Below are 12188 nucleotides of genomic sequence, written 5' to 3'. Positions count from 1 at the left end.
CCACGAACGGCATGAATGCACTGCTGATCACCGGCGCGCGGCTGCTCGGTCGGGACGCGGCCGACATCCTCGTCGCGGACGGCCGGATCGTCGAGGTCGGCTCGCTGGAGGCACCGCAGGGTGCGAGGGTCATCGATGCGGACGGCCTCGTCGCCCTGCCCGGCCTGGTCGACCTCCACACCCACCTGCGCGAGCCGGGCCGGGAGGACGCCGAGACCATCGCGAGTGGTTCGGAGGCCGCCGCGGCCGGCGGGTTCACCGCGGTCTTCGCGATGGCCAACACGAGCCCCGTCACCGACACGGCCGAGGCAGCCGAGCGCGTGCTCGACCTCGGCCGGGCCTGCGGCCTCGTCGACGTCGTGCCGGTCGGCGCGGTCACGGCCGGCCTCGGCGGCGAGCGGCTCGCCGAGCTCGGCCTCATGGCCCGCTCCCGCGCCGGGGTGCGGGTCTTCTCGGACGACGGCCGCTGTGTCGCCGACGGCCGGATCATGCGTCGGGCGCTGGAGTACATCAAGCCCTTCGGGGGCGTCATCTCCCAGCACGCCCAGGACCCCCGGCTCGCCGACTCGTCAGCGTGCTGCCACGAGGGCGAGGTCTCCGGTCGCCTGGGCCTGCCCGGCTGGCCCGGCGTCGCGGAGGAGGCGATCGTCGCCCGCGACGTCATGCTCGCGCGGCACACCGGCTCACGGGTCCACGTGGCCCACGTGTCGACGGCCGGCACGGTCGAGGTCATCAGGTGGGCCAAGGCCCAGGGCATCGCGGTGACCGCGGAGGTGACCCCGCACCACCTGGCCCTCACGACCGACCTGCTCGTCGGCTATGACCCGGTCTACAAGGTCAACCCGCCGCTGCGCCCCAGCGACGACGTGGAGGCGCTCCGGGAGGCGCTCGTGGACGGCACGATCGACGTCGTCGCGACGGACCACGCGCCTCACGCCCGGCACGACAAGGAGCACGCCTTCGTCGACGCCGCGTTCGGCATGGTCGGGCTCGAGACGGCGCTGCCCGTCGTCAGCGAGCTGCTCGTGCGCAGCGGCCGGCTCGACTGGGCCGACGTCGCGCGGATCATGTCGGTGGGCCCGGCACGGATCGGGGGTCTCACCGACCACGGCCGGCCGCTCGCCGTGGGGGAGCCGGCCAACCTCACCCTCGTCGACCCCGACCGCGCCCTCACCGTGGACGCGGCAGCGAGCCGGAGCCGCTCACGCAACAACCCCTGGCACGGGCGGACCTTCACCGGTGCCGTCCACACGACCATCCACCGCGGCCGCGTCAGCCACACCGTCGACGCGACCACCCGGACCGCAGAGGCGGAGTACGCACAGTGACCCTCACCCTCCCCAGCCACCAGCGCCAGCCCGCCGTCCTCGTGCTCGAGGACGGACGAGCCTTCCGCGGGTCGTCCTACGGCGCCGTCGGAGAGACGGTCGGCGAGGCGGTGTTCTCGACCGGCATGACCGGCTACCAGGAGACCCTGACCGACCCGAGCTACCACCGGCAGGTCGTCGTCATGACGGCGCCCCACGTCGGCAACACCGGCGTCAACAGGGACGACATGGAGTCGAGCCGCATCTGGGTCGCCGGTTTCGTCGTCCGCGAGCCGGCGATCCGCTCCTCGAACTGGCGGGCCACCCGCGACCTCGAGGACGAGCTGCGCGACCAGGGCGTCGTCGGTATCTGTGAGATCGACACCCGTGCCCTGACGCGGCACCTGCGCGAGCGTGGTGCGATGCGGGTCGGGATCTTCACCGGGCCGGCGGCCCAGCGGCCCGTGGACGACCTCGCCCAGGTCGTGCGCGATGCGCCAAAGATGGCGGGTGCAGCGCTCGCTGCCGAGGTCACGACAGCGGAGCCGTATGTCGTGCCGGCCCAGGGGGAGCGCCGGTTCACCGTCGCGGCGGTCGACCTCGGGATCAAGGCGATGACCCCGCAGCTGATGGCCCAGCGCGGCATCGAGGTGCACGTGCTGCCGAGCACGACGACGATCGACGAGGTGCTCGCCGTAGGCGGCGACCGTGGCCCCGACGGCGTCTTCTTCTCCAACGGTCCCGGCGACCCCGCGACCGCCGACCGCGAGGTGGAGCTGCTCCGGGAGGTGCTCGACCGTCGGATCCCCTTCTTCGGCATCTGCTTCGGCAACCAGCTGCTCGGGCGGGCCCTCGGCTTCGGCACCTACAAGCTCAAGTACGGCCACCGGGGGATCAACCAGCCCGTGCTGGACCGGGCCACCGGCAAGGTCGAGGTCACGGCGCACAACCACGGCTTCGCGGTCGCCGCGCCGCTCGACACCGAGTCAGAGACGCCCTACGGACGGGTCCGCGTCTCGCACGTCTGCCTCAACGACGACGTCGTCGAGGGCCTCGAGTGCCTCGACGCGCCCGCCTACTCCGTCCAGTACCACCCCGAGGCGGCAGCGGGTCCGCACGACGCGGCATACCTCTTCGACAGGTTCACACACCTGATGCAGGAACAGAACGACAAGAAGAAGCAGGAGGCGGGCGCCTGATGCCCAAGCGCACCGACATCAAGAACGTCCTCGTCATCGGCTCCGGCCCCATCGTCATCGGGCAGGCCTGTGAGTTCGACTACTCCGGCACGCAGGCGTGCCGCGTCCTGCGCGAGGAGGGCATCCGCGTCGTCCTCGTCAACAGCAACCCCGCGACGATCATGACCGACCCGGAGATGGCCGACGCCACCTACGTCGAGCCGATCACCCCCGAGGTCGTCGAGGCGATCATCGCCAAGGAGCGCCCCGACGCGGTGCTCGCGACCCTGGGTGGGCAGACCGCGCTCAACTGTGCCGTGGCGCTGCACGACGCGGGCATCCTCGAGAAGTACGACTGCCCCCTCATCGGCGCCAACGTCGAGGCCATCCAGCTCGGCGAGGACCGGGAAGCGTTCAAGGGCGTCGTCGCACGGTGCGGGGCCGAGTCGGCACGCTCGATGATCTGCCACACGATGGACGAGTGCCTCGCGGCGGCCGAGGAGCTCCGCTACCCGGTCGTCGTCCGGCCCTCGTTCACGATGGGCGGTCTCGGCTCCGGCTTCGCCTACGACGAGACGGACCTGCGCCGGATCGCCGGGCAGGGGCTGCAGTACTCGCCGACGACCGAGGTCCTCCTCGAGGAGTCCATCCTCGGCTGGAAGGAGTACGAGCTCGAGCTGATGCGCGACAACGCCGACAACGTCGTGGTCGTCTGCTCCATCGAGAACCTCGACCCGATGGGCGTGCACACCGGTGACTCGATCACCGTCGCGCCGGCGCTGACGCTCACCGACCGCGAGTACCAGCAGATGCGCGACATCGGCATCGCGGTCATCCGCGAGGTCGGCGTCGACACCGGCGGCTGCAACATCCAGTTCGCCGTCAACCCGGAGAACGGGCGAATCATCGTCATCGAGATGAACCCGCGGGTGTCCCGGTCGAGCGCCCTCGCATCGAAGGCGACCGGCTTCCCGATCGCCAAGATCGCCGCGAAGATGGCGATCGGCTACACCCTCGACGAGGTGCCCAACGACATCACGCGGGAGACCCCGGCGAGCTTCGAGCCGACGCTCGACTACGTCGTCGTCAAGGTGCCCCGCTTCGCGTTCGAGAAGTTCCCGGCCGCGGACCCGACGCTGACGACGACGATGAAGTCGGTCGGCGAGGCGATGGCGATCGGCCGCAACTTCACCGAGGCGCTGCAGAAGGCGCTTCGCTCGCTGGAGAAGAAGGACGCCTCGTTCCACTGGAATGGCGAGCTCACCCCGGCGGCCGCCCGCCGGGAGCTCTCGCGCTCGACGGTGCCGACCGACGGCCGGATCGTTCACGTCCAGCAGGCGCTGCGCGGTGGCTGCACCGTCGAGGAGGTCCACGAGGCCACCGGCATCGACCCGTGGTTCCTCGACCAGATCGCGGTGCTCAACGAGGTGGCCGGGCTGCTGCGTGACGCGGACCAGCTCACGCCCGACCTGCTCCGGCTCGTCAAGCGGCACGGGTTCAGCGACGCCCAGGTCGCCGCGATCCGGCACATGCCCGAGAGCGTCGTACGCGGCGTGCGGCAGGCCCTCGGCGTGCGCCCGATCTACAAGACCGTCGACACCTGCGCGGCCGAGTTCGCGGCCCTGACGCCCTACCACTACTCGTCCTACGACGAGGAGACCGAGGTGGCGCCCCGCGAACGGCCGGCCGTCATCATCCTCGGCTCCGGTCCGAACCGGATCGGGCAGGGCGTCGAGTTCGACTACTCGTGCGTGCACGCGTCGTTCGCGCTCCGTCGGCAGGGCTTCGACACCGTCATGGTCAACTGCAACCCGGAGACGGTCTCGACCGACTACGACACGAGCAGCCGGCTCTACTTCGAGCCGCTCACCCTCGAGGACGTCCTCGAGGTGATCCACGCCGAGGAGCAGGCCGGCCCCATCGCCGGCGTCGTCGTCCAGCTCGGCGGCCAGACCCCGCTCGGTCTGGCCCAGGCCCTCGCCGACGAGGGGGTGCCGATCGTCGGCACGTCGCCGACGGCGATCAACCTCGCCGAGGACCGAGGCGCGTTCGGCCAGGTGCTGCACCGCGCCGGCCTCGTCGCCCCGAAGCACGGCACCGCCTTCAGCCCGGACGAGGCGCTCGAGGTGGCCCGCGAGATCGGCTACCCGGTCCTCGTGCGCCCCTCCTACGTCCTCGGCGGACGGGGCATGGTCATCGTCTACGACGACGACGCGCTCGTCACGTACGTCGAGAAGGCGGCCCTCGCCTCGCCGGAGCACCCCATCCTCATCGACCGGTTCCTCGACGACGCGATCGAGATCGACGTCGACGCGATCTTCGACGGCACGGACCTCTACGTCGGCGGGATCATGGAGCACGTCGAGGAGGCCGGCATCCACTCGGGTGACAGCGCGTGCACCCTGCCGCCGGCGACCCTCGGCGACGCCGAGCTCGAGAAGGTGCGGGTCGCGACCCGCAAGCTCGCCGAGGGCATCGGGGTTCGCGGCCTGATGAACGTCCAGTTCGCCATCGCCCAGGACATCCTCTACGTCATCGAGGCCAACCCGCGGGCGTCGCGGACCGTCCCGTTCGTCTCCAAGGCGACAGGGGTGCCGCTCGCGAGCGCTGCATCCCGCGTCATGCTCGGCGCGACGATCCAGCAGCTGCGCGACGAGGGCCTGCTCCCGGCGTCGACCGACGGCGGCCGGCTGCCCGACGGGGCACCGATCTCGTGCAAGGAGGCGGTCCTGCCCTTCAAGCGGTTCCGCACCAAGGAGGGTCTCGCGGTCGACTCCCTCCTCGGCCCCGAGATGCGCTCGACCGGCGAGGTGATGGGCATCGACCGCGACTTCGGGTCGGCCTTCTCGAAGTCGCAGCAGGGGATCGGCGGCGGCCTGCCAAGCTCCGGCGCGGTCCTCGTCACCGTCGCGAACCGCGACAAGCGCGCGATGCTCTTCCCGGTGAAGCGGCTCGTCGACCTCGGTTTCACGATCCTCGCCACCCGGGGCACGGCCGCGGTGCTGCACCGCAACGGCATCCCGGCCACCGTCGTGCGCAAGCTCTCCGAGCGTCCGCACGCCGGCGACCCGACGGAGAAGAGCATCGTCGAGCTGATCGAGGACGGCACCGTCCAGATGGTCGTCAACACCCCGTCGGGCCAGGACGCCCGGGCGGACGGCTATGCCATCCGGGCGGCGACGACGAGCGCGGACAAGCCGATCATCACGACGATCGCGACGCTCGCCGCGGCGGTGCTCGGCATCGAGGCACAGCTGACCGAGCCGGTCCGGGTGACCTCGCTGCAGGACCATGCCCGCAACCTCGACCTCTACAGCGTCGGCGCGCCGCGCTGAGGGCGAAGGTGGAGCGACCCGACGCGAAGGAGCGCCCGTGACCACTCCGTTCGGCACCCGGCTGCGCCGGGCCATGGACCAGCACGGGCCGCTCTGCGTCGGCATCGACCCGCACCGGGCCCTCGTCGAGGCGTGGGGGCTGCCGTATGACGTCTCCGGCCTCGAGCGGTTCGCCCTGACCTGCGTCGAGGCGTTCGCGGGGAGGGTCGCCGCGGCGAAGCCGCAGTCGGCGTTCTTCGAGGTGTTCGGCAGCCGCGGGGTCGCCGTCCTCGAACGGGTGCTCGCCGAGCTGCACGAGGCGGGGACGCTGACGATCCTCGACGCCAAGCGGGGCGACATCGGCTCGACGATGGCCGGCTATGCGGCGGCCTATCTCGGGTCGGAGGCCGTCTCGCCGGCGGACGCGCTCACCGTCAGTCCGTTCCTCGGCTACGGGTCGCTGCGCCCCGCCGTCGACGTCGCTGCCCAGAACGGCCGGGGCCTGTTCGTGCTCGCGCTGACCTCCAACCCGGAGGGAGCCTCCGTCCAGCACGCCGTCGCCGGGGGGCGCAGCGTCGCCGCCTCCGTGGTCGAGGGCGCCACGGTCGACAACAGCCTCGCCCGCGAGCGCGGTGAGCTCGGCAGCATCGGGCTCGTCATCGGGGCGACCGTCGGCGACGCGGTGGCGCGCCTCGGACTCGACCTCGTCACCGCGGCCACCCCGGTGCTGGCACCCGGCCTCGGCGCGCAGGGCGGCACGGCCGCAGCGCTCGAGGAGGTCTTCGGGGCGGCGCGTCCCCAGGTGCTCGCCTCGTCGAGCCGGGAGGTGCTCCAGACGGGCCCGGACGCCACGCGGCTCGGCGACGCCGCCCGCCGTGTCGCGGAGGAACTGCGACCCTGAGCGCCCGCTGAGCGGCATACTCCTCGTTCTCGGCGCGTCCCCAGCGGGGGCCGCGTTGCCACCCGCTCGACCGAATCGCTAGGTTCGGCAACAACGTCCGTCCACCCACGAGGAGAGAACCGCTGTGGCCCTTCCCCCGCTCACGCCCGAGCAACGGGCAGCCGCCCTCGAGAAGGCCGCTGCCGCCCGTCGGGAGCGCGCGGCGGTCAAGAACAAGCTCAAGTACTCGAGCGGGTCGCTCGCCGAGGTGCTCGAGGACGGCCGCACCGACCCGATCATCGGCAAGATGAAGGTCACCGAGCTGCTCGAGTCGATGCCCGGGGTGGGCCGGGTGCGGGCCAAGGCGATCATGGAGGAGGTCGGCATCGCCGAGTCCCGGCGGGTGCGCGGCCTCGGCGCCAACCAGGTGGCCGCCCTGCTGCGCCGGTTCGAGCGGTCATGAGCGCCGACCGACGCGAGGACCCGACCGAGCGCCAGCGAGGGAGGCCCGCAGCGGAGGGCAGAGGCGCGACAGAAGGCATGAGCGCCGACCGACGTGGGCGTGGGCGCCTCGTCGTCCTCGCCGGCCCCACGGCGGTCGGCAAGGGGACGATCGCCGCCTACGTGCGCACCCACTTCCCCGACGTCTTCTTCTCCGTCTCGATGACGACCCGCAAGCCGCGGCCCGACGAGGTCGACGGCGTCCAGTACCACTTCGTCGACGAGGGCGAGTTCGACCGGCTCGTCACGGCGGGGGAGTTCCTCGAGTACGCGCTCGTTCACGGGCTGGCGAAGTACGGCACGCCGCGCGGCCCGGTCGAGCGGGCCCTCGCCGAGGGCCGGGACGCACTCCTCGAGATCGACCTGCAGGGGGCGCGGCAGGTCCGGGCCACCATGCCGGACGCCTTCTTCGTCTTCCTCGAGCCGCCGAGCTGGGACGAGCTCGTGCGCCGGCTCGTCGGTCGGGGCACCGAGGACGAGGCCGAGCGGGAGCGCCGCCTCGACACGGCACGGCGCGAGCTCGCGGCCAAACCGGAGTTCGACGCGGTCATCGTCAACGACGACGTTCGGCGTGCGAGCGAAGAACTCGTATCATTGATGAGATCGGGACGCACCAACCGGTGAGTCCCGCTTCGGCGTGCCTGCGATCCTGCCGGTCCGGCCCGCCCGACACATCCGCCCCCGAACGAAACGAGACGCCCCGTGTCCGGAACCAAGGCTGACCCCATCGGCATCACCAACCCGCCGATCGACGACCTGCTGACGGCCGCCGACTCGAAGTACGCCCTCGTCATCTACGCCGCCAAGCGCGCGCGCCAGATCAACGCCTACTACTCGCAGCTGCAGGAGGGCCTGCTCGACTACGTCGGGCCGCTCGTCGAGGCCGAGGTCCACGAGAAGCCGCTCTCGATCGCGCTCCGCGAGATCAACGAGGGCCTGCTCACCTCGACGCCGACCGAGGCCTGACCGACGCGATGCACGTCGTCGTCGGCGTGAGCGGCGGCATCGCCGCCTACAAGGCCTGCTCGCTCGTGCGCCGGTTCACCGAGGGTGGGCACGACGTCACGGTCGTGCCCACGGCAGCGGCCCTCCGCTTCGTCGGCGCGCCCACGTGGGCCGCTCTCTCCGGCAAGCCCGTCAGCACCGAGGTCTGGACCGACGTCCACGAGGTCCCGCACGTGCGGATCGGCCAGAGCGCCGACCTCGTCGTCGTGGCCCCCGCCACGGCCGACATCATGGCCAAGGCCGCCGCCGGCATCGCCGACGACCTGCTCACCAACACCCTGCTCACGGCGCGCTGCCCCGTCGTGTTCGCCCCGGCCATGCACACCGAGATGTGGGAGCACCCGGCCACGCAGGGGAACGTCGAGACGCTGCGCCGACGCGGCGCCCACGTCATCGAGCCGGCCGAGGGCCGACTCACCGGGGCCGACTCGGGCAAGGGACGTTTCCCCGAGCCCGAGGACGTGTATGCCGCTGCGCTTGCCGCCGTCGACACGCGCGGTGCCGCCGGCGCCGGCTCACCCGACCCCGCACGCGCGGAGGGCGACCGCGAAGCCGGCTCAGCGGCATACGGCCCGATGGGGCTGCGCGGGCGCACGGTCGTCGTCTCGGCCGGCGGCACCCGCGAGCCGCTCGACCCGATCCGGTTCCTCGGCAACCGCTCGTCGGGCAAGCAGGGCCTGGCCATCGCGCACGCGGCCGCCCGCCGCGGTGCACGGGTTGTGCTTGTCGCCGCGAACGTCGATCTGCCCACGCCGCCCGGCGTCACCGTCGTCCCCGTGGAGACGACCCTCGAGCTGAAGGACGCCGTCGAGACGGCCGCCCGTGAGGCGGACGCCGTCATCATGGCGGCCGCCCCCGCCGACTTCCGGCCCGCGAGCGTCAGCGCGAGCAAGATCAAGAAGGGCACCGGCCCGGAGGCGGGGCTGCGGCTGGAGCTCGTCGAGAACCCCGACATCGTCAAGGGACTCGTCGCCTCGCGCGACGGCTCCCGGCGCCCCGTCATCGTCAGCTTCGCGGCCGAGACCGGCGACGCGAGCGGGTCGGTGATGGACCACGCCCGCGCCAAGTTCGCCAAGAAGGGCAGCGACCTGCAGGTCGTCAACGAGGTCGGGCGCGACCTGGCGTTCGGCCGCGACGACAACACCGTGCACCTGCTGCGCCGGGACGTGCCCGAGGTCGTCACGGTGGGCCCGGCCGGCAAGGACGTCATCGCGGGGGCGGTGCTGGACGTGGTCGAGGACCTGCTCGGCTGATCCCATAAACTCGCGCGGTAGCCACCGCCGGAACCGAGGAGACCCTGTGTCTGCACGCCTGTTCACGTCCGAGTCCGTCACCGAGGGACACCCGGACAAGATCTGTGACCAGATCAGCGACTCCATCCTCGACGCCATGCTCGCCGAGGACGCGCAGGCGCGCGTCGCGGTCGAGACGATGGTGACGACCGGGCTCGTGCACGTGGCCGGTGAGGTCTCGACGACGAGCTACGTCGAGATCCCGAAGATCGTGCGCGACACCATCCTCGAGGTCGGCTACGACGGCTCCGAGAAGGGCTTCGACGGACGCACGTGTGGCGTGTCGATCTCGATCGGCGCCCAGTCGCCCGACATCGCGCAGGGCGTCGACACGGCCCACGAGACCCGGCACGGCGGTGTCGACCCGCTCGACAAGCAGGGGGCCGGCGACCAGGGGCTGATGTTCGGCTACGCCTGCGACGACACAGCCGAGCTCATGCCGCTGCCGATCCACCTCGCGCACCGCCTCTCCGAGCGCCTCACCCAGGTCCGCAAGAACGAGCAGCTCGCCTACCTGCGGCCCGACGGCAAGACCCAGGTGACGATCTCCTACGAGGGCGACAAGGCCGTGCGGCTCGACACGATCGTCCTGTCGACGCAGCACGCCCCCGACGTCTCCCTCGAGGGCATGCTCGAGCCCGACATCAAGGCCTTCGTCATCGACCCCGTCCTCGCCGAGCTGCGGGACGAGGGCACCGACCTCGACGTGTCGTCGTACCGGTCGCTGATCAACCCCACCGGCCGGTTCGAGATCGGCGGCCCCATGGGCGACGCCGGCCTGACCGGCCGCAAGATCATCGTCGACACCTACGGCGGCATGGCCCGCCACGGGGGCGGCGCCTTTTCGGGTAAGGACCCGAGCAAGGTCGACCGGTCCGGGGCCTACGCGATGCGCTGGGTCGCCAAGAACGTCGTCGCGGCGGGTCTCGCCCGGCGGTGCGAGGTGCAGGTCGCGTATGCGATCGGCAAGGCGCAGCCGGTCGGGCTCTACGTCGAGACGTTCGGCACCGAGACGGTCCCCGTCGACAAGATCCAGGACGCCATCGGCATGGTCTTCGACCTGCGCCCGCGCGCGATCGTCGACGCCCTCGACCTGCTCCGGCCGATCTACCGGCCGACCGCCGCGTACGGCCACTTCGGGCGCACCAAGGCCGACGGTGTCGAGAATGCCTTCCCGTGGGAGCGCACCGACCGCGTCGAGGCCCTGCAGCAGGCCGTCACCCAGGCCTGAACGCGGGCCGGCCCACGGTGCTCGGCCGGGGCTGCTGCGCCGTCACGGCGGAGCAGGGCTGTCTGCGGGCGACGCTAGATTGCCTCGCGTGAGCGAGCAGACGGAGCCGACGGACAGCGGGACGGGCCCGTCGCTGCCCGTCGCGGCTGTCGTCGTCGACACCCCGCTCGCCCACCTCGACCGGGTCTTCGAGTACACCGTTCCTGAGGAGCTGCGCGACGCCGCGGTGCCGGGGGCGCGGGTGCGGGTGCGCTTCTCAGGGCGGGAGCTCGACGGCTTCGTCATCGAGCGGCGGGCTGAGCCGGAGCACGGCGGCCGTCTGTCCGCCCTGCGGCGGGTCGTGAGTCCCGAGCCGGTCCTCACACCCCAGCTGCTTGCCCTGTGCCGGGCCGTCGCCGACCGTTACGCCGGCACGCTGAGCGACGTGCTGCGGCTGGCCATTCCCAAGCGGCACGCGACGGCCGAGCGCAACCTGCCCCTCGACCCGGACTCGCCCGCGACCGCGGAGACGGGTGCGCCCGCGACCGCGGAGACGGGTGCGCCCGCGACCGCGGAGACGGGTGCGCCCGCGGAGTCGTCCGGGTCCGTGGAGTCGCCTGCGTCTGCGTATTCTGCGGATTCTGCGGTACGCCCCCGGGTCGAGGACCGGGACCTCGGGCCCTGGGCCGACTACCCCGCGGGTCCGGCGTGGCTGCGCCGCGTGACGGCGGGGGAGGGACCTGCGGCGGCCTGGCTCGCGCTGCCGAGCCGGCTGCCGGGCGACGACTGGCCCCACGCCTTCGCCCGCGCGGCCGCAGCGGCCCTCGATGGGGGACGCGGAGCGGTGCTCGTCGTGCCGGACCACCGCGACGTCGACCGGCTCGACACTGCGCTGACGGAGCTCCTCGGCCGGGGGCAACACGTGCGGCTCACCGCGGACCAGGGCCCGCAGGCGCGCTACACCGCCTGGCTCAAGGTGCTGCGAGGCCACGTGAGGGTCGCGATCGGCACCCGCGCCGCGGCCTTCGCGCCGGTCCGCGACCTCGGTCTGGTGGCATGGTGGGACGACGGCGACGACCTGCTGCTCGAGCCGCGGGCCCCCTATCCGCACACCGGTACCGTGCTGCAGCTGCGTGCGGCCCAGACCGGGGCTGCGGTCCTCGCCGGCGGCTACGCCAGGAGCCTCGCCGTGCAGCAGGCGATCGAACGCGGCGGGCTGGTGGCCGTCGAGGCCGAGCCTGCCCTGCTGCGCGCGGCCGCACCCCGGGTCACGATCGCGGGTGAGGGGGCCGACGAGGAGCGCGACGGGCCAGCCGCGCGGGCCCACCTGCCCTCTCGGGCTTGGCGGGTGGCCAAGGACGCCCTGCACGACGGTCCGGTCCTGGTGCAGGTGCCGCGACGCGGCTACCTGCCATCGCTCAGCTGCGCGGAGTGCCGGACCCCAGTGCGGTGCGTCCGGTGCCACGGCCCGGTGGCGGTCACGGCCGCCGGCTCGACGCCC

At 72.3% G+C, this 12188-nt stretch carries 10 protein-coding genes; all 10 read left to right on the top strand.

Annotation, left to right across the window (positions count from 1 at the left end; translation table 11 throughout):
• Nucleotides 1–11: 11 nt before the first annotated feature.
• On the top strand, nt 12–1328 hold the full coding sequence (locus N864_RS02075; RefSeq protein ID WP_051518074.1) for a dihydroorotase: 1317 nt from the start codon (nt 12–14) through the stop codon (nt 1326–1328).
• Nucleotides 1325–2506 carry a glutamine-hydrolyzing carbamoyl-phosphate synthase small subunit gene (gene carA, locus N864_RS02070; protein WP_034712877.1) on the top strand — a complete coding sequence of 394 codons (1182 nt, stop codon included), beginning with the start codon at nt 1325–1327 and terminating at the stop codon, nt 2504–2506. The genes N864_RS02075 and carA overlap by 4 nt, the downstream gene beginning before the upstream one ends.
• The gene (gene carB, locus N864_RS02065) at nt 2506–5820 is read left to right on the top strand and encodes a carbamoyl-phosphate synthase large subunit (RefSeq protein WP_034712875.1); all 3315 of its coding nucleotides are present in this window, start codon (nt 2506–2508) and stop codon (nt 5818–5820) included. Before carA ends, carB begins: the two co-directional genes overlap by 1 nt.
• A 37-nt stretch (nt 5821–5857) precedes the next feature.
• A complete protein-coding gene (gene pyrF, locus N864_RS02060) occupies nt 5858–6700 on the top strand; it encodes an orotidine-5'-phosphate decarboxylase (protein ID WP_034712872.1) in 843 nt (280 codons plus the stop codon).
• 124 nt (nt 6701–6824) lie between these two features.
• On the top strand, nt 6825–7142 hold the full coding sequence (gene mihF, locus N864_RS02055) for an integration host factor, actinobacterial type (RefSeq protein ID WP_034712870.1): 318 nt from the start codon (nt 6825–6827) through the stop codon (nt 7140–7142).
• Between the two features lie 77 nt (nt 7143–7219).
• Nucleotides 7220–7804 carry a guanylate kinase gene (gene gmk / locus N864_RS02050; RefSeq protein ID WP_034712868.1) on the top strand — a complete coding sequence of 195 codons (585 nt, stop codon included), beginning with the start codon at nt 7220–7222 and terminating at the stop codon, nt 7802–7804.
• A 78-nt stretch (nt 7805–7882) separates the two neighbouring features.
• Entirely contained in the window at nt 7883–8146 is a 264-nt protein-coding gene (gene rpoZ / locus N864_RS02045; RefSeq protein WP_034712866.1) for a DNA-directed RNA polymerase subunit omega, read from the top strand.
• Between the two features lie 8 nt (nt 8147–8154).
• Nucleotides 8155–9438 carry a bifunctional phosphopantothenoylcysteine decarboxylase/phosphopantothenate synthase gene (locus N864_RS02040; RefSeq protein ID WP_034712864.1) on the top strand — a complete coding sequence of 428 codons (1284 nt, stop codon included), beginning with the start codon at nt 8155–8157 and terminating at the stop codon, nt 9436–9438.
• Between the two features lie 46 nt (nt 9439–9484).
• Nucleotides 9485–10708: a methionine adenosyltransferase gene (gene metK / locus N864_RS02035; protein ID WP_034712862.1), complete on the top strand. Its 1224-nt coding sequence runs from the start codon at nt 9485–9487 to the stop codon at nt 10706–10708.
• A gap of 88 nt (nt 10709–10796) precedes the next feature.
• Nucleotides 10797–12188: primosomal protein N' family DNA-binding protein (locus N864_RS02030; protein ID WP_476702739.1), on the top strand; the 1392-nt coding region annotated here is incomplete at its 3' end.

It is taken from the genome of Intrasporangium chromatireducens Q5-1 (assembly GCF_000576575.1).
Classification (GTDB): domain Bacteria; phylum Actinomycetota; class Actinomycetes; order Actinomycetales; family Dermatophilaceae; genus Intrasporangium_A; species Intrasporangium_A chromatireducens.
This window is presented reverse-complemented; position numbering and strand designations above follow the sequence as displayed.